The 23,494-nt window shown below is 70.8% G+C and carries 24 protein-coding genes and 5 tRNA genes; 8 read left to right on the top strand and 21 right to left on the bottom strand.

Translation table 11 applies throughout. The features are described from left to right. Position 1: 1 nt before the first annotated feature. The 8 genes from rplK to WAT24_RS04510 form a co-directional block, all read right to left on the bottom strand. Positions 2 to 430, bottom strand: a complete 429-nt coding sequence (rplK, locus tag WAT24_RS04545) for a 50S ribosomal protein L11 (RefSeq protein ID WP_019464005.1) — start codon at positions 428 to 430, stop codon at positions 2 to 4. Positions 431 to 742: 312 nt separating this feature from the next. Then, positions 743 to 1,303 carry a transcription termination/antitermination protein NusG gene (nusG, locus tag WAT24_RS04540; protein ID WP_336806641.1) on the bottom strand — a complete coding sequence of 187 codons (561 nt, stop codon included), beginning with the start codon at positions 1,301 to 1,303 and terminating at the stop codon, positions 743 to 745. A 9-nt stretch (positions 1,304 to 1,312) separates the two neighbouring features. Beyond that, a complete protein-coding gene (gene secE, locus WAT24_RS04535; RefSeq protein WP_336806640.1) occupies positions 1,313 to 1,702 on the bottom strand; it encodes a preprotein translocase subunit SecE in 390 nt (129 codons plus the stop codon). Positions 1,703 to 1,782: 80 nt separating this feature from the next. Continuing rightward, a tRNA-Trp gene (locus tag WAT24_RS04530) sits at positions 1,783 to 1,858 on the bottom strand. Positions 1,859 to 1,945: 87 nt separating this feature from the next. Next, positions 1,946 to 3,136 carry an elongation factor Tu gene (tuf, locus tag WAT24_RS04525; RefSeq protein WP_336806639.1) on the bottom strand — a complete coding sequence of 397 codons (1,191 nt, stop codon included), beginning with the start codon at positions 3,134 to 3,136 and terminating at the stop codon, positions 1,946 to 1,948. Between the two features lie 77 nt (positions 3,137 to 3,213). Next, a tRNA-Thr gene (locus WAT24_RS04520) sits at positions 3,214 to 3,289 on the bottom strand. 24 nt (positions 3,290 to 3,313) lie between these two features. Then, a tRNA-Gly gene (locus WAT24_RS04515) sits at positions 3,314 to 3,387 on the bottom strand. A gap of 31 nt (positions 3,388 to 3,418) precedes the next feature. Beyond that, positions 3,419 to 3,504 (bottom strand) — tRNA-Tyr (locus WAT24_RS04510). A 166-nt stretch (positions 3,505 to 3,670) separates the two neighbouring features. Between WAT24_RS04510 and WAT24_RS04505 the strand changes: the two genes are divergently transcribed. Further along, positions 3,671 to 4,822, top strand: coding sequence for an acyltransferase family protein (locus WAT24_RS04505; protein ID WP_336806638.1), 1,152 nt, complete (start codon positions 3,671 to 3,673; stop codon positions 4,820 to 4,822). On the opposite strand, the gene WAT24_RS04500 is transcribed toward WAT24_RS04505, so the two are convergent. The 10 genes from WAT24_RS04500 to WAT24_RS04455 all read right to left on the bottom strand — a co-directional run bounded on the left by WAT24_RS04500 (position 4,738) and on the right by WAT24_RS04455 (position 13,435). Then, entirely contained in the window at positions 4,738 to 5,235 is a 498-nt protein-coding gene (locus tag WAT24_RS04500; RefSeq protein WP_336806637.1) for an acyl-CoA thioesterase, read from the bottom strand. The two genes, WAT24_RS04505 and WAT24_RS04500, sit on opposite strands and share 85 nt — an antisense overlap. A 29-nt stretch (positions 5,236 to 5,264) precedes the next feature. Next, a complete protein-coding gene (locus WAT24_RS04495; protein ID WP_336806636.1) occupies positions 5,265 to 5,756 on the bottom strand; it encodes a GNAT family N-acetyltransferase in 492 nt (163 codons plus the stop codon). A 112-nt stretch (positions 5,757 to 5,868) separates the two neighbouring features. Next, positions 5,869 to 6,960 carry a redox-regulated ATPase YchF gene (ychF, locus tag WAT24_RS04490; protein ID WP_336806635.1) on the bottom strand — a complete coding sequence of 364 codons (1,092 nt, stop codon included), beginning with the start codon at positions 6,958 to 6,960 and terminating at the stop codon, positions 5,869 to 5,871. Between the two features lie 81 nt (positions 6,961 to 7,041). Further along, the gene (gene pth, locus WAT24_RS04485; protein ID WP_336806634.1) at positions 7,042 to 7,644 is read right to left on the bottom strand and encodes an aminoacyl-tRNA hydrolase; all 603 of its coding nucleotides are present in this window, start codon (positions 7,642 to 7,644) and stop codon (positions 7,042 to 7,044) included. 54 nt (positions 7,645 to 7,698) lie between these two features. Further along, positions 7,699 to 8,346, bottom strand: a complete 648-nt coding sequence (locus WAT24_RS04480) for a 50S ribosomal protein L25/general stress protein Ctc (protein ID WP_336806633.1) — start codon at positions 8,344 to 8,346, stop codon at positions 7,699 to 7,701. Between the two features lie 149 nt (positions 8,347 to 8,495). Then, positions 8,496 to 9,434 carry a ribose-phosphate diphosphokinase gene (locus tag WAT24_RS04475; protein ID WP_336806872.1) on the bottom strand — a complete coding sequence of 313 codons (939 nt, stop codon included), beginning with the start codon at positions 9,432 to 9,434 and terminating at the stop codon, positions 8,496 to 8,498. Positions 9,435 to 9,480: 46 nt separating this feature from the next. Then, a tRNA-Gln gene (locus tag WAT24_RS04470) sits at positions 9,481 to 9,557 on the bottom strand. 128 nt (positions 9,558 to 9,685) lie between these two features. Continuing rightward, positions 9,686 to 11,071, bottom strand: coding sequence for a 4-(cytidine 5'-diphospho)-2-C-methyl-D-erythritol kinase (ispE, locus tag WAT24_RS04465; protein ID WP_336806632.1), 1,386 nt, complete (start codon positions 11,069 to 11,071; stop codon positions 9,686 to 9,688). Between the two features lie 4 nt (positions 11,072 to 11,075). Beyond that, complete coding sequence (gene lolB, locus WAT24_RS04460) at positions 11,076 to 11,702, bottom strand: lipoprotein insertase outer membrane protein LolB (protein ID WP_336806631.1); 627 nt, start codon at positions 11,700 to 11,702, stop codon at positions 11,076 to 11,078. Continuing rightward, the gene (locus WAT24_RS04455) at positions 11,699 to 13,435 is read right to left on the bottom strand and encodes a tetratricopeptide repeat protein (RefSeq protein ID WP_336806630.1); all 1,737 of its coding nucleotides are present in this window, start codon (positions 13,433 to 13,435) and stop codon (positions 11,699 to 11,701) included. Before WAT24_RS04455 ends, lolB begins: the two co-directional genes overlap by 4 nt. A gap of 108 nt (positions 13,436 to 13,543) precedes the next feature. Here WAT24_RS04455 and hemA point away from each other — a divergent pair, with 108 nt between their 5' ends. The 3 genes from hemA to WAT24_RS04440 all read left to right on the top strand — a co-directional run bounded on the left by hemA (position 13,544) and on the right by WAT24_RS04440 (position 18,066). Further along, positions 13,544 to 14,809 carry a glutamyl-tRNA reductase gene (gene hemA / locus WAT24_RS04450; RefSeq protein ID WP_336806629.1) on the top strand — a complete coding sequence of 422 codons (1,266 nt, stop codon included), beginning with the start codon at positions 13,544 to 13,546 and terminating at the stop codon, positions 14,807 to 14,809. 78 nt (positions 14,810 to 14,887) lie between these two features. Next, positions 14,888 to 15,964 carry a peptide chain release factor 1 gene (gene prfA, locus WAT24_RS04445; protein ID WP_336806628.1) on the top strand — a complete coding sequence of 359 codons (1,077 nt, stop codon included), beginning with the start codon at positions 14,888 to 14,890 and terminating at the stop codon, positions 15,962 to 15,964. After that, positions 15,961 to 18,066, top strand: a complete 2,106-nt coding sequence (locus WAT24_RS04440; RefSeq protein WP_336806627.1) for an O-linked N-acetylglucosamine transferase, SPINDLY family protein — start codon at positions 15,961 to 15,963, stop codon at positions 18,064 to 18,066. The genes prfA and WAT24_RS04440 overlap by 4 nt, the downstream gene beginning before the upstream one ends. A 10-nt stretch (positions 18,067 to 18,076) precedes the next feature. Here WAT24_RS04440 and WAT24_RS04435 read toward each other — a convergent pair whose 3' ends face one another. Genes WAT24_RS04435 through WAT24_RS04425 form a run of 3 tightly spaced genes read right to left on the bottom strand, consistent with a single transcriptional unit; the run spans position 18,077 to position 20,080 of the window. Next, positions 18,077 to 18,343 (bottom strand): acylphosphatase, encoded by a 267-nt coding sequence (locus tag WAT24_RS04435; protein ID WP_336806626.1) that lies wholly within the window; start codon positions 18,341 to 18,343, stop codon positions 18,077 to 18,079. Between the two features lies 1 nt (position 18,344). Continuing rightward, entirely contained in the window at positions 18,345 to 18,821 is a 477-nt protein-coding gene (locus tag WAT24_RS04430) for a TlpA family protein disulfide reductase (protein WP_336806625.1), read from the bottom strand. Then, positions 18,818 to 20,080 carry a YihY family inner membrane protein gene (locus WAT24_RS04425; protein WP_336806624.1) on the bottom strand — a complete coding sequence of 421 codons (1,263 nt, stop codon included), beginning with the start codon at positions 20,078 to 20,080 and terminating at the stop codon, positions 18,818 to 18,820. The genes WAT24_RS04430 and WAT24_RS04425 overlap by 4 nt, the downstream gene beginning before the upstream one ends. 74 nt (positions 20,081 to 20,154) lie before the next feature. Here WAT24_RS04425 and wrbA point away from each other — a divergent pair, with 74 nt between their 5' ends. From wrbA to WAT24_RS04405, 4 genes are all read left to right on the top strand, one after another. Then, complete coding sequence (gene wrbA / locus WAT24_RS04420; protein WP_336806623.1) at positions 20,155 to 20,754, top strand: NAD(P)H:quinone oxidoreductase; 600 nt, start codon at positions 20,155 to 20,157, stop codon at positions 20,752 to 20,754. Further along, positions 20,751 to 21,101, top strand: coding sequence for a DUF2069 domain-containing protein (locus WAT24_RS04415; protein ID WP_336806622.1), 351 nt, complete (start codon positions 20,751 to 20,753; stop codon positions 21,099 to 21,101). Before wrbA ends, WAT24_RS04415 begins: the two co-directional genes overlap by 4 nt. A 121-nt stretch (positions 21,102 to 21,222) precedes the next feature. Beyond that, positions 21,223 to 22,857: an acyl-CoA dehydrogenase family protein gene (locus WAT24_RS04410; protein WP_336806621.1), complete on the top strand. Its 1,635-nt coding sequence runs from the start codon at positions 21,223 to 21,225 to the stop codon at positions 22,855 to 22,857. 104 nt (positions 22,858 to 22,961) lie between these two features. Then, positions 22,962 to 23,447: an asparaginase domain-containing protein gene (locus tag WAT24_RS04405; RefSeq protein WP_336806620.1), complete on the top strand. Its 486-nt coding sequence runs from the start codon at positions 22,962 to 22,964 to the stop codon at positions 23,445 to 23,447. Positions 23,448 to 23,494 lie beyond the last annotated feature (47 nt).

Genomic DNA, 23,494 nt, shown 5'->3' with positions numbered 1-23,494 from the left:
CTTAACCCTCCACCACCAGGCCCATGCTGCGCGCACTACCGGCGATGGTGCGCACCGCGGCGTCCAGATCGGCAGCCGTCAGATCCGGCTCCTTCTGCTTCGCGACGTCTTCCAGCTGCTTGCGGGTGATCTTGCCGACCTTGTCGGTGTTGGGCTTGGACGAACCCTTGGCGACACCGGTGACCTTCTTGATCAGCACGGTGGCGGGCGGGGTCTTGGTGATGAAGGTGAAGCTGCGGTCCGAGTAGGCCGTGATGATCACCGGGATCGGCAGACCCGGCTCCATCTTCTGCGTGGCGGCGTTGAACGCCTTGCAGAACTCCATGATGTTCAGGCCACGCTGGCCCAGCGCCGGACCGACCGGCGGCGAAGGGTTGGCCTGCCCGGCCTTGACCTGCAGCTTGATGTAACCGACGACTTTCTTTGCCATGGGGATTTTCCTTGCGAGTGCTGGCGCCTTGCGGCTCCTCGCCTGCTTGCCGTCCGTGCGGTGGAGAGCCCGCCGTCCGTGCGGGCCTTCGAAAAACGAACACGCCGAGTCGAAGGACTTCGGCGTGGAACCGCGTAGTTTAAGGAGTGATCAAGTTTTAAGCAAGTGGCGGGCCAGTGCGACCCGCCCCTCCCGGGAGGACGACGGATTCGAGGGGCGGCCCTTGCCGACGGACGCGGCGCTACCGGGATTGCCGCCAGCTCCCGCCCCTCACCTCGATCCCCTCCCTGGCAAGGGAGAGGAAACGGGCCATCAGGCCTTCTCGACCTGGCCGAACTCGAGCTCGACCGGGGTCGAGCGGCCGAAGATCAGCACCGCCACGCGCAGGCGGCTCTTCTCGTAGTTGACTTCCTCGACCACGCCGTTGAAATCGTTGAACGGGCCCTCGGTGACGCGGACCATCTCGCCCGGCTCGAACAGCACCTTGGGCTTGGGCTTTTCCACGCCCTCGCGCACGCGACTCAGGATGGCCTCGGCCTCGCTGTCGCGGATCGGCAACGGACGGTCGGCGGTGCCGCCGATGAAGCCCATCACCTTGGGCGTCTCCTTGACCAAGTGCCAGCATTCGTCGTCGATCCGCGGCGCCTTGCCCTCGGTATCGGTCTCGATCTGCACCAGCACGTAGCCGGGGAAGAACTTGCGCTCGCTGCGGCGCTTCTGGCCGCCGCGCATCTCGATCACTTCCTCGGTCGGCACCAGCACTTCGCCGAACTTTTCCTCCATGCCCGCGCGCGCGATGCGCTCGGAGAGCGACTTGCGGACCTGGTTCTCGAAGCCCGAATAGGCGTGTACGACATACCAACGCTTGCTCATGGCCACTCCTTACGAACCGAGTTTGAGCAGCCAGTCCAGCACGACCGACTTGAGGATCAGGTCGATCAGGCCCAGCAGCAGCGACAGGACGATGACGACGGCGATGATGACCAGCGTCGTCTTGAGGGTTTCGTCGCGCGTCGGCCACACGACCTTGCGCATCTCGAACTGCGATTCGGCGATGAAGTTGCGCACGCGGCGGCCCGGGGCAGTGAACGCTCCGATCGCCAGCGCCGCCACCAGCGCCGCCAGCACGCCGATCAGGCGCACGGAGGCGGCCACGGTGTTCTCGAACCAGGAGTAGGCAACGATGCCCGCCACCAGCACCAGCGTGGCCAGTACCAGCTTGCCGATATCCGCGGCGCTCGTGCCGCGTGGCTGTTCTGCCTTGGTATTCATCGCAGTGACCGGGAGAGGGGAACGCCGAGGCCGGATCGGCCGATCGACACCACCCGCACCCGTCATCGGTCCTCGAAAGATGGCACGCCAGGAGGGACTCGAACCCCCAACCTGCGGTTTTGGAGACCGCTGCTCTGCCAATTGAGCTACTGGCGTATCTGTGAAACGGGATCGGAAGCGGGAGCCGGTGTCGCCTGGCGCAGCGCGCTCGCGATACCGGCCCCGGTTTCCGTTGTGTACAGCTTACTTGATGATCTTGGCCACCACGCCGGCGCCGACGGTGCGGCCGCCCTCGCGGATCGCGAAGCGCAGGCCTTCGTCCATCGCGATCGGGTGGATCAGGCTCACCGTCATCTTCACGTTGTCGCCCGGCATCACCATCTCGACGCCTTCCGGCAGCGTCACCGCACCGGTCACGTCGGTGGTGCGGAAATAGAACTGCGGACGGTAGCCCTTGAAGAACGGCGTGTGACGGCCACCCTCGTCCTTCGACAGCACGTACACCTCGGCCTCGAAGTCCGTGTGCGGGGTGATCGAGCCGGGCTTGGCCAGCACCTGCCCACGCTCCACCTCGTCACGCTTCAGACCGCGCAGCAGCAGGCCCGCGTTGTCGCCCGCCTGACCCTGGTCCAGCAGCTTGCGGAACATCTCCACGCCGGTCACGGTGGTCTTCTGCGTCGGGCGGATGCCGACGATTTCCACTTCGTCACCCACCTTGATCACGCCGCGCTCGATACGACCGGTCACCACCGTGCCGCGGCCGGAGATCGAGAACACGTCTTCCACCGGCATCAGGAACGGCTTGTCGATCGCGCGCACCGGCTCGGGGATGTAGCTGTCCAGCGCGTCCACCAGCTTGATGATCGCCGGCACGCCGATCTCCGACTGGTCGCCTTCCAGCGCCTTCAGCGCCGAACCCTTGATGATCGGCGTGTCGTCGCCCGGGAAGTCGTACTTGCTCAGCAGCTCGCGCACTTCCATCTCGACCAGCTCGAGCAGCTCGGCGTCGTCCACCATGTCCGCCTTGTTCAGGAACACCACGATGTACGGCACGCCCACCTGGCGCGACAGCAGGATGTGCTCGCGCGTCTGCGGCATCGGGCCGTCGGCGGCCGAGCACACCAGAATCGCGCCGTCCATCTGCGCCGCACCCGTGATCATGTTCTTCACGTAGTCGGCATGGCCCGGGCAGTCCACGTGCGCGTAGTGGCGCGTCGGCGACTCGTATTCCACGTGCGCCGTCGAGATCGTGATGCCGCGCGCCTTCTCTTCCGGCGCCGCGTCGATCGCGTCGTAGGCCTTGAATTCGCCACCGAAACGCTCGGCCCCCACCTTGGTCAGCGCCGCCGTCAGCGTCGTCTTGCCGTGGTCCACGTGACCGATCGTGCCCACGTTCACGTGCGGCTTGGTGCGTTCGAATTTACCCTTTGCCATGCGCGCTAAACCCCGATGGAGTCAATGAAAGAGAAAAACTGCCGAGGCCGGGGACGACCAGCGGCAGCCGCGTGAGATGGTGCTCATGACAGGAATCGAACCTGTGACCTCTTCCTTACCAAGGAAGTGCTCTACCGACTGAGCTACATGAGCGAAACTTTCCGGAGACGAGATCAATGGAGCGGGAGACGGGAATCGAACCCGCACCATCAGCTTGGAAGGCTGAGGTTCTACCATTGAACTACTCCCGCCTGGTGTAACGCCTGCGCGGAACTCGTCTGATGGTGGAGGGAGGTGGATTCGAACCACCGAAGGCGTAAGCCAGCAGATTTACAGTCTGCCCCCGTTGGCCGCTTGGGTATCCCTCCAACAAAGAACGCCTATTTTCGCGAGCGCCCGCGGATGTGTCAACAGTTCGCGACGACCCGACTGCGTTCCGTGCGCACTTTCCGCGGCCCGCCCGCATGCGGTCCGCACCTTGCGACGACGCTGCGGGCACGCCGCCTGAACCCGCGATACGGTGAAGTCGGGCCGATGGCGCCGTTTCCCCGATCTCCCGCTGCCGCGCCCGAGCGCGCCCTGCCCGACCCGCCCGCCCGCGACCCGTGGATGGACAACGCGCGGCTGGCGCTGATCACGCTGGTGGTGTTCGGCCACTGCCTGGAGCCGCTGCGCGGCGTGGCGTCGCTGGATGCGCTGTACCGCTTCCTGTACCTGTTCCACATGCCGGCATTCGTGTTCCTGTCCGGCGCGGTGGCGCGCGCCGAGGTGGACGTGCGGCTGCTCAAGCGGATCGCCTTCCGCCTGCTGTTGCCGTACCTGCTGTTCCAGGGCCTGTATGCCCTGGCCGCGCATGTCCCCGGCTGGCCGGACGCGGGACCGAAGGGCGTCACCACACCGTACTGGCTGCTCTGGTACCTGCCCAGCCTGGCGGCGTGGCGACTGCTGATGCCGCTGTTCGTGCGGCTGCGCCGGCCGCTGATGCTGGCCTGCGCGCTGGCGCTGGCCGCGGGCTGGGCCGACGACGTGGGCTACCGCATGTCGCTTTCGCGCACCGCGGCGTTCTTCCCCTTCTTCGTACTCGGCTACCTGCATGCGCCGGCCTGGCGCGAGCGCCTGCGCGGGCCGGTACCCTGCATGCTGGCGGTGGCGACACTGCTGGCGCTGGGCGCGGCCGCTGGCGCCGTGCCCGACCCGCGCTGGCTCTACGGCAGCAACGGCTACGCCGCGCTGGGCGTGAACGATGCCGCCGGCGCGCTGTGGCGGCTGCTGCGGCTGGCCGCCGGGGTGGCCGGCAGCGCGGCCCTCCTGGCGCTGGTGCCGCGCCGCGGGTTCCGGCTGACCCCGGTCGGCTCGCGCAGCCTGCAGGCCTACCTGGCGCACGGCTTCGTGGTGAAGGCGGCGGCGGCCGCCGGCGTGTTCGGCTGGCTCGCCGCAGGCGTGCCGGCCCTGCTGGTCGCGCCGACGCTGCTGCTGGCCGCCTGGCTGCTGGTGCGCCTGCTCGCCAGCGCGCCGGCCGCCGGCCTGCTCGGCCCGCTGACCAGTCCGCGCTGGCTGGAACGGCACCTGTGGCGGGCGCCACCCGGACGGGACCGCCCGGCTCAGCTCGAGCGCGAATCTTCGGGCCGCAGCGCCGCCACGTCACGCTCCATCGCCTTGGACAGCTCCATCAAGCGGCGCGCGTAGTCCTGCAACTGGCGGTCCTCGGCGCTGCGGGGCTCCCAGCGCGGCACCGGCGTAGGCTTCCCGTCCGGCGCATCCAGCGCGACGAACACCATCACGCAACTGGTGGCCAGGCGTTGCTCGCCCTTGCGCAGGTCCTGCGCCAGCACGTCGACCGCCAGGTGCATGCTGCTGGTGCCGGTGTGGATCAGCCGCGCCCGCACGGTGACCAGGTCACCGATCAGGATCGGCGCGATGAACTGGATGCCGCTGACCGACACGGTCACGCAATACGCACCGCTCCAGCCGACCGCGCAGGCGTAGCCGGCCTGGTCGATCCACTTCATCGCCATCCCGCCGTGCACCTTGCCGCCGAAGTTGACGTCGGTCGGCTGGGCGAGAAAGCGGAAGGTGACTTCGTTCTGCTGGCCTGGCATGGGCGGTCCTGTCGGTGGAGAGGACGCGATTATGCCTGCCGCCCGGGCGCCGCCTCGAGCACCATGGGCGTGGTCAGCACGCCGGTGGGCGAGGGCCGTTCCGGCCCGGTCGCCACGAAACCGAAACGGCGATACACCGGCACCGCGCAACGGGTGGCGTTGAGGGTGAAGCGATGCGTGCCGGCGCGACGGATGGCGTCGTCCATGGTCCGCTGCCACAGGCGCCGCGCGATGCCGCGCCCCTGGTAACGCGTACTCACGAAGAACTGCACCAGGTGGCTGTCGTCGCGCATCGCCGCGAACCCCACCAGCACCCCGCCCAGCCAGGCCAGGTGGAAGCGCTGGCCGTCACGGATGTTCTGGCGCAACGCCCGCGCGCCCAGGCGCCGGAGCAGGGCCTGGCCGGCGTCCGGCGGCTGGTCGGGCAGGATCCAGCGGCTCGCCACGCGGCGCGCGAGCCGGCTGATGGCGGGCGCGTCGTCGGGAAGTCCCAGGCGCAGGCGTACGGCGTTCGAAGACATGGCGGACTCGGGCTGGGCGGCACCCTAGTCTGCGGCAGCCGCGCGGTCGATGCATGAGGCGCCGGCGCGAGCCACCTTCCCCCGACGGGGACAGGGTGTATCGGTCCGCGGATCAGACGTTGAACAGGAAGTGCAGTACGTCGCCGTCCTTGACCACGTAGTCCTTGCCTTCCTTGCGCAGACGACCGGCCGCCGCGGCCCCGGCCTCGCCCTTGTACTGGATGAAATCCTCGTACGAGACGGTCTCGGCGCGGATGAAGCCACGCTCGAAGTCGGTATGGATCACGCCGGCCGCCTGCGGCGCGGTGGCGCCCTTCTTCACCGTCCAGGCGCGCACTTCCTTGACGCCTGCGGTGAAGTAGGTCTGCAGGTCGAGCAGCTTGTAGCCGGCGCGGATCACGCGGTTCAAGCCGGGCTCGTCCAGCCCCAGGTCCTTGAGGAACTCGTCGCGGTCGGCGTCGTCGAGCTGCGCCAGTTCCTCCTCGATCGCGGCGCACACCGGCACCACCTCGGCGCCCTCTTCCGCGGCCCGGGCGCGCACGGCGTCCAGATGCGGGTTGTTCTCGAAGCCGTCCTCGCGCACGTTGGCGATGTACATCAGCGGCTTGAGCGTGAGCAGGAACAGGTCGCGCACCAGCGCCCGCTCCTGCTCGTCCAGGCCCGCACTGCGCGCCGACCTGCCTTCGTTGAGCGCGGCGGCGAGCTTCTGCAGCACCGGCTTCCTCGCCAGCGCGTCCTTGTCGTTGGCCTTGGCCGCGCGCTCGGCCCGGTTGAGCGCCTTCTCCACCGAATCGAGGTCCGCCAGCGCGAGCTCGGTGTCGATGGTCTCGATGTCGGCGATCGGGTCGACCTTGCCGGCCACGTGCACGATGTCGCCGTGCTCGAAGCAGCGCACGACGTGGGCGATCGCGTCGACCTCGCGGATGTGCGCCAGGAACTTGTTGCCCAGGCCTTCACCCTTGGACGCGCCGGCGACCAGGCCGGCGATGTCCACGAACTCCACCGCCGTGGGCACGACTTTCTGTGGCTTGACGATCTCCGCCAGCGCGTTGAGGCGCGGGTCGGGCACGGGCACGACGCCCACGTTCGGCTCGATCGTGCAGAACGGGAAGTTGGCGGCGGCGATGCCCGCCTTGGTCAGCGCGTTGAACAGGGTGGACTTGCCGACGTTGGGCAGGCCGACGATGCCGCATTTGATGCCCATGGGTAGCTCCGGGAACAGGGAATGGGGAACAGGGAACGCGGGATCAGGAAAGGGGAACGGCGCGGCTCTTGCCAGGCGCGCTCACGTTCCCCGTCCCCCGGCCCCCGCTCCCGCGGTGTGCAGTTGCTGCATCGCCTTGTCGAACTGCCCCGCCACCGCGAGCGGCAGCACGTCGAGCGCGCGTGCGATGCCGTCGAGGATGGCGTCCTCGTCCTGCGCCGACGGCTTGCCGAGCACCCAGGGCGTGACCTTGTCCTTGTGGCCGGGATGGCCGATGCCGATGCGCAGGCGGTGGAACTTGCCGTGGCCCAGATGCTGGATCGTGTCGCGCAGGCCGTTCTGGCCGCCGTGGCCGCCGTCGAACTTCATCCGCACGGTGCCGGCCGGCAGGTCCAGCTCGTCATGCGCGACGAGGCATTCGTCCGGCTGGATCTTGTAGTAGCGCAGCGCGGAGGCGACCGCGATGCCGCTCTTGTTCATGAAGGTGGACGGCTTGAGCAGCCACACGCTGTCGCCGCCGATGCGCACGCGACAGGCCTCGCCGTGCAGCTTGCCGTCGAAGCCGAAGCGTTCGCCCTGGCCCGAGGCCAGCGCGTCCACAAACCAGAACCCGGCGTTGTGCCGGGTCCTGAGGTATTCGGCACCGGGATTGCCCAGGCCGACGATGAGCTTGAGTCCGGCCATGCGTCCGCCGTCCGCTGGCGACCCCGCACGCGCAGGTGCGGGGTCGCCACGGGCTTACTTCTTCTCGGCCGGCTTGGCTTCGGCCTCGGGGGCCGCCGCCTCGGCGGCGGGCTCGGCCTCTTCCTTCACCGCGTTGGCGGTCACCACGGCGATGTCGTGGTCGGCACCCAGGTGCAGCGCGGGAACGTCCACGCCCTTGGGCAGCTTGATCTGCGACAGATGGACGATGTCGCCCGGCTTGAGATCGGCCAGGTCCAGCTCGATGAACTCGGGCAGGTCCTTGGGCAGGCAGGAGACTTCCACTTCCGTGAGGTTGTGCGAGATCACTACGCCGGAGGTCTTGCCGGCCGGGGACTTCTCCTGGTTGAGGAAGTGCAGCGGCACGTTCACGCGCACCGCCTCGTTCTCGTTGATGCGCAGGAAGTCCATGTGCAGCATCTGCTGCTTGAACGGGTGCTTCTGCCAGTCGCGCACCAGCACCTTCTGCACCTTGCCGTCGACGTTCAGGTCGAGGATCGAGGAGAAGAACCACTCGTGCTTGGCGGCGAGCAGGATGGTGTTGTGCTCGATCTGGATGTTTTCCGGCGGCTGGCCGGCACCGTAGATGACGGCAGGCACCATCGAGGCACGGCGCAGGCGGCGGCTCGCACCTTTCCCTGCGTCCGTACGGCTCTGGGCCTTGATTTCGTGAGTCTGGACCATTGTCTGTTGCTACCTAGGTTGTGTTTGCCCGCCTCGCGGCGGACGGGTGACTTCCCCGCGACCAGGGAAGCCCATTACTTCCACGCGGCAATCCGTGCCGCGCAAAGCCGAAGATCCACCACCCGTCCGTCCCGGGCGGCTTGCGAACCTCAATCCACGTACAGCGAACTCACCGATTCGCCGAAGGCGATGCGGCGAATGGTCTCCGCCAGCAGCTCGGCGACCGAGAGCTGGCGGATCTTGGTGCAGCTCTGCGCCTCGGGGCGCAGCGGCAGTGTGTTGGTGACCACCAGCTGGTCGAGCTGGGAGTTCTCGATGTTGCCGATCGCCGGACCCGAGAGCACCGGATGCACGCAGTAGGCCACCACCTTGCGGGCACCGCGCTCCTTCAGCGCGGCGGCCGCGGCGCACAGCGTGCCGGCGGTGTCGACGATGTCGTCCACCAGCACGCAGGTCTTGCCGTCCACTTCGCCGATGATGTTCATCACCGTGGCGACGTTGGCCTTGGGACGGCGCTTGTCGATGATCGCCAGGTCCGCGTCGTCCAGCCGCTTGGCGATGGCGCGCGCGCGCACCACGCCCCCCACGTCCGGGCTGACCACGATCAGGTCGTCCATCGAGTGGTTGCGCCAGATGTCCGCCAGCAGCAGCGGCGAGGCGTAGACGTTGTCCACCGGAAGGTCGAAGAAGCCCTGGATCTGGTCGGCGTGCAGGTCGACCGTGAGCACGCGGTCGACGCCGGCGGTGCCGATCAGCTTGGCCACCAGCTTGGCGGTGATCGGCACGCGCGCCGAGCGCGGGCGCCGGTCCTGCCGCGCGTAGCCGAAGTACGGCATCACCGCGGTCACGCTGGCGGCCGAGGCGCGCTTGAGCGCATCGACCAGGGCGAGCAGCTCGATGAGGTTCTCCGCGCTCGGCGCGCCGGTCGGCTGCAGCACGAACACTTCCTGGCGGCGGACGTTCTCCTCGATCTCGATCTGGACCTCGCCGTCGCTGAACTTGCCTACCAGCGCCTTGCCCAGCGGCACGCCGAGTCGCTGCGCGACGTCCTCGGCGAGGGCGCGATGGGCATTGCCGGTGAAGAGCATCGGGGTGGACGTGTCCACGTTGATTCCTCAAAGAGCCATTCATGAATGGCTGGGGCGGCAGGATTCGAACCTGCGCATGCGGGAATCAAAATCCCGTGCCTTAACCAGCTTGGCGACGCCCCAGTATTGACCCCGCGCGTCCGCCATCCTGGCGGCCGCCCGGGTCGGCAAGTCCGGCACAGGTCCGGACTTGCCTCCGCCGCCGATCGCTTGCGCGACCGACGGCGGGCGGACCATCCATGGTCCGCCGGCTATCCTGCCCGCCGACGATGGCGCGCCAGGCTCCGGTGCAGGGGCGACACGGCCACCCCCTCGGCCAGCTGCGCCACGAACGCGGGAGGACACCGCCGCACCACCTTTCGCGCCTGCGCGAGCGAGGCGGTCTCCAGGAACACGCACCCACCGCTGCCGGAAAGCCGGGCGCGGCCGAAGCGCGAGAGCCAGTCCAGCGCGGCGGCCACCTTCGGGTGTCGCGCTCGCACGACCGGCTCGAACGCGTTCTCCGCCGTTTCGCCGGAAGCAAAGGACGAAATTGTCGCCGGCGGTGCATTTCGTGTCAATTCAGGCGCTTGAAACAGCGCCGCGGTGGGCACGTGCTCGCCGGGGTCGAGCACCACGTACCAGCGCCGCGGCAGGGCGACCGGGGCGAGCCGCTCGCCGATGCCCTCGGCCCAGGCGGAACGCCCGCGCACGAACACCGGCACGTCCGCGCCGAGCCGGCGGCCCAGCCCGGCCAGCGCGTCCTCGTCCAGGCCGCAGCCCCACAGGTGGTTGAGCGCGACCAGCACGCTGGCGGCGTCGGAACTGCCGCCGCCCAGGCCGCCGCCCATCGGGAGGCGCTTGTCCAGCGCGATCTCGGCGCCGGCGGTGGTCCCGGTTTCCGCCTGCAGCAGGCGCGCCGCGCGCACCGCCAGGTCGGCTTCGGCCGGCACGCCCGGCAATGCGTTCGTACGGACGACGTCGCCGTCGGCGCGCACGCGCAGACGCAGCTCGTCGCCCCAGTCGAGCAGCCGGAAGACCGTCTGCAGTTCGTGGTAACCGTCCGCGCGGCGGCCGAGGATGCGCAGGAACAGGTTCAGCTTGGCCGGCGCGGGCCAGACCGTCCACTCGGACACCGCAGGCGGCGGCAGCGGACGCGACATGAACACCCGCAGCGCGTCGGGAAAGCCGTTCTCGCGATCGCGCGCGCGGGCATGGGCGAACGCGGGGTCGCTCTTGTCCACGATGCGGAAGCCGTGCCGGGCGTAGAACGGGGCGTTCCACGGCACGTCGGCCAGCGTACCCAGGTCGACGCGCCGGTAGCCCGCGGCGCGGGCCCAGGCGCAGGCGTGCTCCAGCAGCGCCGCGCCCACGCCGCGACGGCCGTGCGCGGGCAGCACGTCGATCTCGGCGATGCCGACCGCGTCGTCGCCGGATTCGTCGTCCAGCCAGACGAAGCCGATGGGCTCGCCCTGCCCTCCCAGCGCCACCCACACCAGGCCGCGGGCGACCGACGCCTCGAGGACGTCGGGCGGGATCGCCACGGCGGCATAGGAGGGCCAGGCCGGGTGGCCGCGGAACAGCTCCACCGCCGCGCGCTCGATCGTGCACAACGCGGGCACCTGCGCCGGTGTGGCGCGCACGATGTTCACCGCCACGGCGTCAGCGTCCGCAGTCGGCACATGGCACCGGGTCGAGCCGGAAGCTGTCGATCGACAGCTTGACCCTGTACGGCGGCCGGCTGGCGAAGACCTTCTGCGGCAACGGCGGCTGCCGGGCCAGGTCCCAGGCGCGATAGTCGACCGTCCAGCCGTCCTGCTCCAGCAGCGACGGCAGGTCGTGCTCGCCGAACCGAAGGCGCGCCGGACCGGGCGCACGCAGGCCCAGCACCCAGGCGCGCAGGTCGGCCAGCGGCACCTCCCAGCCCAGCGCCTTGCGCATCAGCGTCTCGGCGTCCGCCCCATGCAGCGTGCCGCCCTCGACGCCTTCCAGCCGGGCGCCGTCCGGGCCGCCACGCAGGCGGAAGCTCTTGCCGGTGATCGGCGCGCGCAGCTCGAAATCGTAGCGCTCGCCGTCCTGCGTCCAGGTCAGGCTGCCGCTGCCGCCGTCGCGGCCGTCGGAGACCGCCAGGTGGCCTTCCAGCGTCCACCGGTCCACGCCGGCCAACCGCTCCTCGCGCGCGGCCTGCGCCGCGAGCGCGGCCTGGTCGGGCGCACGGCGCACGGGCGCCGGCGCGCAGCCGGCCAGCAGCAGGCCGGCTGCCGCGCAGGGAAGAAGAAATCGTTTCATGGCTCGAGGCGCTGCACGGTTTCGCGCAGATTGGCGTTGTGCGGATCCAGCTTGCGCACCTGTTCGAACACGTGGCGCGCGTCGTCGCGTTTGCCGAGCTTCCACAGCACCTCGCCCAGGTGCACGCCCACGTCGGCATCCTTGGCCGCGTTCCAGGCCTGGCGCAGCGCGCGTGCCGCCTCGTCCAGGTGGCCCAGGCGATACTGCAGCCAGCCCCAGGAATCGGCGATGGCGGGATCGTGCGGCTTGGCCGCGCGCGCGACCTCGATCAGCTTCTTCGCCTCCGGCAGGTCGCGACCGGCGTCGGCCAGGGTGTAACCGAGCGCGTTGCTGGCGTCGACGTCGTTCGGCCGCAACTTCAGCAAGTGGCGGAAGTCGGCCACGGCCTGATCGATCTTGCCCGCTTCCGCGAACGCCAGGCCGCGGCCGTAGAGCAGGCCTGGGTCGTCCGGCAGCACCTGCAGGGCGTGGTCGTAGGCCCTGGCGGCCTCCAGGTAGTGTTCCTCGCGCATGTACAGCTCGGCGTCGGCCTGCCAGGCGCGGCGCAGCTCCTCCGGCTGGTCCAGGTAGGCGGTCTCCAGCTGCTCGAGCAGGGCGTGGGCGTCGGCGACCTTGCCCTGCGCGTGCAGGATCACCGCACTGCGCAGGTCGGCGTCGAACGCGTGCGGATCGTCGTCGCCGACCTGGTCGTACCAGGCCAGCGCCTCGTCCTTGCGGTCCTGCATCTCGGCCAGCTGGCCGAGCAGGAAGGCATTGCTCTCGCGGACATCGGCGGGGGCGCGCTGCAGCTGGGCGTACAGTTGTGCGATCGCCTTGCGGTCGTGCGCCTGCGCCGCGAGCGCGGCGCGCAGGGCGTAGGTCTCGGCGCTCTGCGGCCCCTTGTCCAGCAGCCTGGACGCGGCCGCGTAGTCGCCACCCTGGCTGAGCAGGCTGGCATAGCTCAGGCGCAACCGCACGTCGTTCGGCGAACGGGCCAGCGCCTGCCTGAGCAGGGCGGCGGCGCCCTGGCGGTCGCCGGCCTTGAACTTCATCTGCGCCGCCCATGCGTAGGTCTCGGCATCGTGGAAGCGGGCCACCGCCGCAGCTGCCACCATGGCGGCATACCGCGTGCGCCCGAGCTTGTCGCCGAGCTCGCTCATGGCCAGCCAGGCCTGCGGCTCGGCAGGCAGCCGCTCGGGGGTGGCCAGGGCTTCCAGCAACTGGCCGGCCTGGGCGGGGTCGCGCGCGCCGATCAGCACGCGGCCGAAGCGGCGCCAGGCGTGCGGGTCGCCGCTGCCGATCAGCCGTTCGAGCTGTTCGCGGGCGCCGGCCGTGTCGCCGGTGGCCAGCGCCAGTTCGGCGCGCGCCTGGGCGAGGTCCGCGGTGCCGGCGCCGAGCGCCTGCCAGCGCGCGATCGCGCGCCGCGCCGCCGGCTCGTCGTGCACCGCCAGCGCCAGCTCCACCGCACGCTGGGCTACCTTCGGGTCGTCCGAGATCGCCATTGCGCGGTCGTAGCGGGTGGACGCGTCCTTGAGGTCGTTGCGGGTCAGCGCCATTTCCCCGGCGAGCAACTGCGCCAGCACGTCGTGCTCGGCGTCGGGCGTGACCACGGTCAGCCGGTCCAGCGGTTGCCGGGACGCCGGCGCGGCCGCCTTCCCGTGGGGCAGGCCGGCGCATGCGGCGAGGGCCAGCGCAGCCGCGGCCGTGCCTGCAAAATGCCGCAGTTGCTTGAACTTGCCTTTCACGCTCAGCACACTAGTCCTCGTCCGATGGTCTGTCCCGGCCGTACCCGATCGCGCCAGGTACCGGAAGCTTAGCCTACGCCGCCGCGGATACCCCGTCGTCAATTCGCATTCCACGCCATGCCGCTGATCGCCCTCGGGCTCAATCACCTCACCGCGCCGGTCAGCCTGCGCGAGCAGGTGGCGTTCGACGCGGACGCCGCCGGCGCCGCGCTGCGCGAACTGCGCCGGGAGCCGGGGGTGGAGGAGGCGCTGATCCTTTCCACCTGCAACCGCACCGAGCTCTACGTCGGCGTGGCCGCCGGCGCCGAGCAGGTGCCGCAGGACTGGCTCAACCGGCACCATTGCTTGACCCCGGGCAAGCTGGACGAGTTCCTCTACCGGCACGACGAGGACGCCGCGGTGCGCCACATGTTCCGCGTAGCCACCGGGCTGGATTCGATGGTGCTGGGCGAGCCGCAGATCCTGGGCCAGGTCAAGGACGCCTACCAGCTCGCGCGCGAGGCGCAGGCGCTCGGCGCGCCACTCGACCGGCTGCTGCAGAGCACCTTCCAGGTCGCCAAGCGCGTGCGCACCGACACCCGCATCGGCGCGCACACGGTTTCGGTGGCGTTCACCGCGGTGCGGCTGGCCGAACAGGTGTTCACCGACCTCAAGCAGGCCTGCGTGCTGCTGATCGGCGCCGGCGACACCATCGAGCTGGCCGCGCGCCACCTGGCCGACAAGCAGGTGCGCCGGCTGATCGTGGCCAACCGCACGCTGGAGAACGCGCAGGAGCTGGCCAGCCGCTACGGCGGCTACGCGATCGCGCTGGCCGACCTGCCACAGCACCTGGCCGAGGCCGACATCGTGATCGCCTCCACCGCCGCGCGCCAGCCGGTGGTGACCCGCGCGATGGTCGAGCAGGCCGTGGCGGCGCGGAAGCGCCGGCCGATGTTCATGGTGGACATCGCCGTGCCGCGCGACATCGAGCCGGACGTGGCCGGGCTGGAGGACGTCTATCTCTACGGCATCGACGACCTGCGCCAGGTGATCGACGACAACCGCCGCTCGCGCGAGGCCGCCGCGCGCGAGGCCGAGGCGATCATCGACCTGCAGGTGGAGCGCTACATGGCCTGGCGCCGCGCGCTGACCCTGCGCAATCCGGCGGTCGACCTGCGCCAGCACGCCGAGCGCTACCGCGACGAGGTGCTGGCCAAGGCGCAGGCGATGCTGGCCCGCGGCAGGCCGCCGGAAGAGGCGCTGGCCTTCCTCGCCAACACGCTCACCAACAAGCTGCTGCACCATCCCAGCGCGCGCCTGCGGGAGGCGGCGCTGAACGGCGACCTGGACCTGCTGCACGCGGCCGGGCGGCTGTACGGCGAGGCGGAAGCACGGGACGAGTAGCCAGGGCGGCTGGCTGCCGCTCCCGTGCCTCGGGCCGGCAGGTGCCGGCCGCTTCCCACTCGTGCCACCCTTGCCGCCATGACCCCGACGATCCGCCGCAAACTCGAAGCCCTGGCCGAGCGCCACGAGGAGATCGGCCTGCTGCTGGCCCAGCCCGACGTGCTCGCCGACGCCGCCCGCTTCCGCGAACTGTCGCGCGAGTACGCGCAGATCGCGCCGGTGGCCGTGGCGCTGCGCGAGCGCGACCGGACCGACCGCGAACTGGCCGACACCCGCGCCATGCTCGCCGACCCCGAGCTGCGCGACATGGCGGCGGACGACGTGGCACGCCTCGAGACGCGCCTGGCGGAACTGGAAGGCGAGCTGCAGATCCTGCTGCTGCCCAAGGACCCGCGCGACGAGGCCAACCTGTTCCTGGAGGTACGTGCCGGCACCGGCGGCGACGAGGCCGCGTTGTTCGCCGGCGACCTGTTCCGCATGTATGCGCGCTATGCCGAACGGCGGCGCTGGCACGTCGAGGTGCTCAGCGAGAACCCGGGCGAGCACGGCGGCTACAAGGAGATCGTCGCGCGCGTCGAGGGCAAGGGCGCCTACTCGCGGCTGAAGTTCGAATCGGGCACGCACCGCGTGCAGCGCGTGCCGGAAACCGAGTCGCAGGGCCGCATCCACACCTCCGCGGCGACCGTGGCGATCCTGCCGGAGATGGACGAGATCGACGACATCGAGATCAATCCCGCTGACCTGAAGACCGACACCTTCCGCGCCTCCGGCGCCGGCGGCCAGCACGTCAACAAGACCGATTCGGCCATCCGCATCACCCACCTGCCCACCGGCATCGTGGTCGAGTGCCAGGACGAGCGCAGCCAGCACAAGAACCGCGCCCGCGCGCTCTCGCTGCTGAAGGCGCGCCTGCTCGACGAGGCGCAAGCCAAGCAGACCGCCGCGCAGGCGCAGGAGCGCCGCCTGCAGGTGGGCTCCGGCGACCGCAGCCAGCGCATCCGCACCTACAACTTCCCGCAGGGACGCATCACCGACCACCGCATCAACCTGACGCTGTACCGCCTGCCCGAGATCCTCGCCGGCGACCTGGACGAACTGGTCGACACGCTCACCCGCGAGCACCAGGCCGACGAACTGAAGAGTCTGGCCTCATGAACGTGAGCGCACGTGCCGAACTGGAGGCCGTGCTCAGGCGCCTGGCGCAGCTGCTGCAACAGGGCGCCGCGCAGGAGGCCGAGGCTCTCGCCGCGCGTGCGCGACACGATTTTCCGTTGGCCGGGGACCTGGTCCGGCTGCACGGCGTGGCGCTGCTCCAGCTGGGGCGAGCGCGCGAGGCGCGCGCCGCCCTGCACCGCGCGGCCGAACTGGCACCCGGCAGCCTCGAGGTGCAATGCAACCTGGCCCAGTTGGCACTGGAGGAAGGCCAGCCGCAGGCCGCCATCGAGCGGCTGCGCGCGACGCTGCCGCGCCACCCCGGTCATCCCGGCGTGCTGCAGGTGCTGGGCATGGCGCTGATGGCCGCGGCCCGCTACGAAGAGGCGCGCGAGGCGTTCGCCCAGGCGCTGCGGGCCGCGCCGCAGCACCCGGCGCTGTGCCTGCACCTGGCCGAGGCGGAACTGGAACTGGGAGCGAACGAGCAGGCCTTGGAGCACGCCCGCGCAGCCGTGCGGCTGGCACCGGAGGCGGACGTGGCACGCGCCCTGCTAGGCCACGTACTGCGTGCGCTGGGCCGGCTCGACGAGGCTGCCGCGGCCTGGCTGGAAGCCGAACGGCTGGCACCCCGCCAGGCGCGTCACGCGTTCCAGGCAGGACTCATGCTGGAGGAGGCCGGGCGCCTCGCCGAGGCCGCCGAGGCCTATGCGCGGGCGCTGCGCCTCGCGCCGGACTCCGGCCCCGCACTGAGCCGCCTCGCGTTCGCCCGTCGTCGCCTCGCCGACTGGCGCGAGCAGCTCGCGCTGACCGCGCGGCTGCGCGACGCCGTAGCCGCCGGCCGGCCCGGCATCCTGCCGCTGTCGCTGCTGTTCGAGCCGTTCGACCGGACGGTCCAGCACCAGGCGACCACCCGTTTCGCGGCGCGTATCGAGGAGCACCTTTCCCCCTTGCGTCGCGAACTGGCGTTCGCCCGGCCGCGCCCGTCGCCGAAGGCGCCGGTCCGCGTCGGGCTGGTGTCCGACGGTTTCGGCGATCATTGGGTGGGCCGCGCGGTGGTGCCGGTGGTGGAAGCCCTCGCCGCCGTCGGCGGCCTGGAGCTGCACCTGTTCGCCAGCACCGCCGACGACGGCAGCGTGATCCGCCGGCGGCTGGCCGCCGCCGCGTCGCTGCATGCCATCGAGGGCCTGCCTCCGGCACGCGCGGCCACCCGTATCCACGCACTCGGTATCGAGGTGCTGCTGGACCTCACCGGCTACGGTCCGCGCACCCACGCGGAGCTGTTCGCGCTGCGCCCGGCGCCGGTACAGGTCGGCTGGCTGGCCTACCCCGGCACCAGCGGCGCGCCGTGGATGGATTACCTCCTCGCCGACCGGGTGACGCTGCCCGCGTCGCACCGCGACGGCTACAGCGAGAAGGTGCTGCGCCTGCCGCGCTGCTTCCTGCCGGTGGACCCGGGCCGCACGCCGGCCCTGCCCCCCTCGCGCCCGGAATGCGGCCTGCCCGACGCCGGCGTGGTGTTCGCCTGCTTCAACGCGACCGCGAAACTCAATCCGGACACGTTCGCCCGCTTCATGCGGATCCTGCGCGAGGTGCCCGACAGCGTGCTGTGGCTGCGCGCCGGCACCGAAGGCACGGCCGCGCGCCTGCGCGCGGCTGCCAGTGCGCACGACGTGGCGCCGGAGCGGCTGGTGTTCCTGCCGCCGCTGCCGCACGCCGAGCACCTCGCCCGCTTCGCGCTGGCCGACCTGTGCCTGGATACCCTGCCCTGCAGCGCCCATGCCACGGCGGCCGATGCGCTCGCGGCCGGCTGCCCGCTGCTGACCTGCGCCGGCGCGACCTTCGCCGGTCGCGTCGCCGCCAGCTTGCTGTCGCATGCCCACCTGCCCGAGCTGGTGGCCGAAGGCGCGGATGCGTTCGTGGCGACGGCGGTGCGGCTGGGCCGGGACCGGGAGGCCCTGGCCGACCTGCGTGCACGCGTGTTCGCGCGGCGCACGCTCTCGCCCTTGTTCGACGTGGCCGGCTTCGCCGACGATTTCCACCGCGTCCTGCAGGCGATCGGCACCCGCCAGCGCATCGGCCGCCCGCCGATCGACCTGGATTTCTAGCGACCGGCGCTCAGCCGGTGACGAACCCGCGCGGCGCCTCCCCGGCGCAGGTCGAGCGCTCGACGCGGTCCACCTTCGCCGCGGGCGGCCCCTGCCACAGCCAGCGCTCCAGCGCGTCCAGCGCGGCGGGCTCGCCGTGGGCGACCACCTCGACGCAGCCGTCGGGCAGGTTGCGCGCGTGGCCGGTCAGGCCCAGGCGCAACGCCTCGTTGCGCGCGCCGGCGCGGTAGAACACGCCCTGCACGCGTCCGCTGATCAGGAAGCGCGCGGCCGCCATGTCATTGGCCTGCGCCGATGGCCGCGCCCAGCGACTGCGGGGTCACCGGCCCCACGAAACGTTTGGCGACGTGCCCGTCGGGCGCGATCAGGTAGGTGGTGGGCAGGCCGCGCGGTTCGTCGAAGTCCTTCGGCGCGTTGTCCAGGGTGACCTGGGCGATCGGGTAGCTGACCGGATGCTTGGCGAGGAAGGCCTGGATGTCCGCCCTGTCGCTGTCCTCGTAGGCGAGGCCGATCGCGCGCACGTTGGCGTGCTCGGCCACGAAGCGCGAGATGTCCGGCATCTCCTTGATGCACGGCACGCACCAGGTCGCCCAGAAGTTGACGATTACCCAGTGTCCGCGCTGCGCGGCCAGGTCGTACGGCTTGCCGTCCAGCGTGGTGACCTTCAGGGCTGGCTGCGCCGGCATCGCCGCCCGCACGGGCGCGACGGCGGCGAGCGACAGCACGGCGAGGAGGAGGAGGCTCGAAATCTTCATGGGGTAGCGTGTTCCGGTTCGTTCGGGGAGGGAGGAAAGGCCTGGTCCAGCCGCGTGCCGAGGGTGGCGTCGAGCATGCGCGCCACCTCGGCGAGCAGTTCGATCAGCGTCGCAGGCAGCTGGATGCCCAGGGCGTCCGCTTCTTCCATGGGCCGCAACGGCAGCCGGTAGCCGGTGTGACGATACACCCGCAACAGGTCGGTGCTGTCGAGGCTGCGGCTGAGCAGCCAGCCGCCGGCCTCGCCGCGCTGGATCAGGTCGGCGCGCTGCAGGTCCTCGAAATAGGCCGCGATCGCCGCGCTGCGCAGGTAGGGCTCCTGCAGGCGCACCGTGGCCGGGTCCACGCTGCAGCCCTGCCGCTGCGCCTCGACGAAATGCCGCAGCACCACCATCAGGCCGAGGAACTCGGCGCCCTCGGGCAGCGTCTGGGCCGGCGCGTGGTATTCGTAGGCCGACAGCGAGGCGGCCACCGAGGCGCCGAGGATGGCGATCACCCAGGAAAGGTAGATCCACAGCAGGAAGATCGGAATGGTCGCCAGCGCGCCGTAGATCTGCGTGTAGGAACCGCGGCTGACGAACTGGGTGAAGCTCACGCGGGCGATCTCGAACAGCACCGCGGCCAGCAACGCGCCGATCGCCGCGTCGGTACGACGCACCTTGCAGTTGGGCACCGTGCCGTACATCAGCCAGAGCGTCACGAAGGCCACCGCGAAGGGCAACACGCCCAGCAGCCGCTGGCCGATGCCCAGCTGCGTGTAGGCGCCGGCCAGCAGCGGCAGCGCCGTCACGTAGGACGTCACCGCGATGCCGCCGACGACCAGGATCGGTCCCAGCGTCAACGCCGCCCAGTACAGCAGCAGGCGCGAGCCCCAGGCACGCGGCTGGTGCACGCGCCAGATGCGGTTGAGCCGGTCCTCGATGCTGACCATCATCGACAGCGCACTGAACAGCATCACCAGGATGCTCGCGCCGGTCAGGCCCTCGGCGTTCGCGGCGAACTGCTCCAGCGTCGCCTGCACCTTCTGGCCGGCGGCCGGCACGAAGTTGCTGAACACGAAGTCGAGCACCATGTTGCGCGCCGGCGCGAACACCGGGAACACCGAGAACATCGCCAGCACCGCGACCATCAGCGGCACCAGCGAGACCAGCGTGGTGTAGGACAGCGCGCCGGCCGTCTCGAAGCACTTGTCGTCGATGAACCGCTGCCAGATGAAGCGGCTGAAGCTGAGCGTGCGGTCGCGATCGATACGCCAGGCCATTGGCGGCACCATCAAGCGGAAGGCGGCCGCTACACTACCCGATCACCGGTGAACGCCCAACCGATCGGAACGCCATGCCGCACACCATTCTGGTTCTGTACTACAGCCGCAGCGGCCATACCGCCCAGCTCGCGCGACTGGTCGCGCGCGGCGTGGAGGAGGCGGGCCTGGAGGCACGACTGCGCCAGGTGCCGCCGGTGGCGCCGGTCACCGAGGTGGCGCAACCGCCGGAGCCCGACGAGGGCGCGCCCTACGTGCGCCGCGAGGATCTGGCCGAATGCGCCGGCCTCGCACTGGGCAGCCCGACCCGTTTCGGCAACATGGCCGCGCCGCTCAAGCATTTCCTGGACGCGACCGGCGCGGAATGGGCCAGCGGCACCCTGGCCGGCAAGCCGGCGGCGGTGTTCACCTCCACCAGCACCATGCACGGCGGGCAGGAGTCGACCCTGCTCTCCATGGCGCTGCCGTTGCTGCATCACGGCATGCTGCTGCTCGGCATCCCCTACACCGAGCCGGCGCTCAACGCCACCGCCAGCGGCGGCACGCCCTACGGCGCCAGCCACGTGGCCGGCCTCAAGGGCGACAACCCGATCAGCGAGCACGAGCGCGAGCTGGCCCGCGCGCTGGGCCGTCGCCTGGCCGGGGTCGCCCGCAAGCTGGCGACGCCGGCATGAACCCGGCCGTGCCCTTGCCCTACCGGATCGGAGGCGCCGCCTGGTTCGCGCTGATCGGCCTGCAACTGCTGTGGCACGGCTGGCTGGCCCGCCCGGAACACCTGCCCACCTGGCTGGTGCTGGGCGTCACCGTGATACCGCTGTTGCTGCCTTTCGCCGCGCTCCCCGACCTGCGCCGCGCGCTCCTGTGGGTGGGCATCCTCAGCCTGTTCTTCTTCTGCCACGGGGTGGCCGAAGCCTGGAGCGCGCCGACCGAGAAGTGGCTGGCGCTGGCCGAGATCGGCCTGACGCTGATGCTGATCCTGGCCCTGGGCGCGGGGGTCAAGCGCAGGAAACCGGCCGGCTGAGCGCAGCCGGCATACGCGGTGCGCGACGGCGGCGCCACCGTCCCGGAGCGCTGGCGAAACGACGACGTCCGCTCGCGACCGGCTGCCTATACTCGCGCATACCGAACCACCGGAGCGCGCCATGGATTTCCTGCAACCCGCGCCGCAGCTGGTCCATCCCTACCGCAACGACCGTACGCTGCTGGCCCTGCTGGACCGGGCGATGCCGGCCGATCGCCGCGCTGCGCTGGATGCCGACCTCGATGCGCTGGGCGACTACGCGCAGTTCGCCTGGGAGCGCGCCCGCCGCAGCACGCCCAAGACGCCGGTGCTGACCCGCTGGGACGCCTGGGGCCGCCGGGTGGACCGCATCGAACTGACCGCCGCCTGGCAGGAGGGGCCGCAACTGGCCACCCGCTACGGCATCCTGGCCGCCGGCCACGCGCCGCACGCGCATGCGCGACTGGAGCAGTTCGCGCGGGTCTACCTCTACCACCTGGCCAGCGAGTTCTACACCTGCCCCCTGGCGATGACCGATGGCGCCATCGCGGCGCTCGAGGCCTGCGGCAACAGGGCGCTGATCGAGCGCGCGCTGCCGCATTTCCTCAGCCGCGACCCGGCCGCGTTCTGGCTGAGCGGCCAATGGATGACCGAGACGACCGGCGGCTCGGACGTCGGCCGCACCGGCACCGTCGCGCGGCGGGACGCCGACGGGCAGTGGCGGCTGTACGGGCGCAAGTGGTTCAGCTCGGCAGTGGTCGGCGAAGCGGCGCTGGCGCTGGCGCGCCCCGAGGGCGCCGGCGAAGGCACCGCGGCGCTCGCGCTGTTCTACGTCGAGACCATGGACGGCAGCGGGCGCAAGCCGCAGCTGGTGGTCGACCGGCTCAAGGACAAGCTGGGCACGCGCGAACTCCCCACCGCGGAGATCCACCTCGACGGGCTGCCCGCCTGGCCGCTGGGCGAGCTGGCCCATGGCGTGCGCCAGGTCGCGCCGATGCTCAACGTCACCCGCACCTGGAACGCGGTGTGCGCGGTCGCGAGCATGGCCCGTGCGCTGGCGCTGGCCTGCGACTACGCGGCGCGGCGCGAGGCCTTCGGCCGGCCGTTGATCGAACAGCCGCTGCATGCGCAGACCCTGGCCGGCATGCGCGCGGAGTTCGAGGGCGCCTTCGCGCTCGCTTTCGAAGTGGTGCAGCTGCTCGGCCGCGTGGAGCAGGCCCAGGCCGCCCCGCACGAACCCGCGTTGCTGCGCCTGCTCACGCCGCTGGCCAAGCTGTGGACCGGGAAGCTGGCGGTGGCGCTGTGCTCCGAGGCGCTGGAATGCTTCGGTGGCGCCGGTTACATCGAGGACACCGGCCTGCCGCAGCTGCTGCGCGATGCGCAGGTCTACTCGATCTGGGAAGGCACCACCAACGTGCTTGCGCTGGACAGCCTGCGCGCGCTCGACGAGGGGCTGCCCGCGCTGCGCACGGCCGTCGCGGGCTGGGTCGCGGACAGCCATGAACCGGACGCGGTGGCGGCCGTCCACGCCACGCTCGAGGCGGCCACGCGTCAGGCGCAGGCGCTGGCCGGCGAACGCGGCGCGCTGGAAGCCGCGGCGCGCGGGTCGGCGATTACCCTCGCCCGCTGTGCCGCCGCAGCCCTGCTGGCCCGCCAGTCCACCTTCGCGCGCGAGCGCGGCGACATGCGCCTGGGGGCGGCACTGCGGCGCTTCGTGGCGCATGGGCTGGATCGGCTGGTGGGGGCGGATGCGGCCGATACGCGGCTGTTGCTGTGACGACGCGCTTCGGCATCCGCCCGGCTTCGGCGGGATCGCCGGCCGGCGCCTCCCCGCGACGCCCGAACCGCTAAACTACGCGCCTCCCATCCGGCCGAGCCCCCATGCAGCATCTGACCATCGTCACCACCGGCGGCACCATCGACAAGATCTACTTCGACGACAAGTCGGACTACAAGATCGGTGCGCCGCAGATCGGCGAGATCCTCGGCCAGCTCGGGGTGGCGTTCGGGTTCGACGTGATCCCGATCCTGCGCAAGGACAGCCTGCACATGACCGCGGAGGACCGCGCGCTGATCCGTTCGACCATCGAGGCTCAGCCGCACCGGCACGTGCTGGTCACCCACGGCACCGACACCATGGTGGAGACCGCGCGCGAACTGGCCTCCATTCCGGGCAAGGTGATCGTGTTGACGGGTGCGCTCAATCCGGCGCGGTTCCAGGGCTCGGATGCGGTGTTCAACATCGGCTGCGCGGTGGCCGCCGTGCAGACCCTGCCCGACGGCGTCTACATCACCATGAACGGACGCGTCTGGGACCCGGCGAAGGTGCGCAAGAACCGCGACGCCAACCGCTTCGAACAGGCCTGAGGCCTGCCCAGGCGGATTCGTCCGAGGGGCCGCGCGTGCGGCCCCTC

The organism is Fulvimonas yonginensis (genome assembly GCF_037137055.1).
Classification (GTDB): domain Bacteria; phylum Pseudomonadota; class Gammaproteobacteria; order Xanthomonadales; family Rhodanobacteraceae; genus Frateuria_A; species Frateuria_A yonginensis.
The sequence above is the reverse complement of the archived record's forward strand: the minus strand, read 5'-3'. Positions and strand labels throughout refer to the sequence as shown.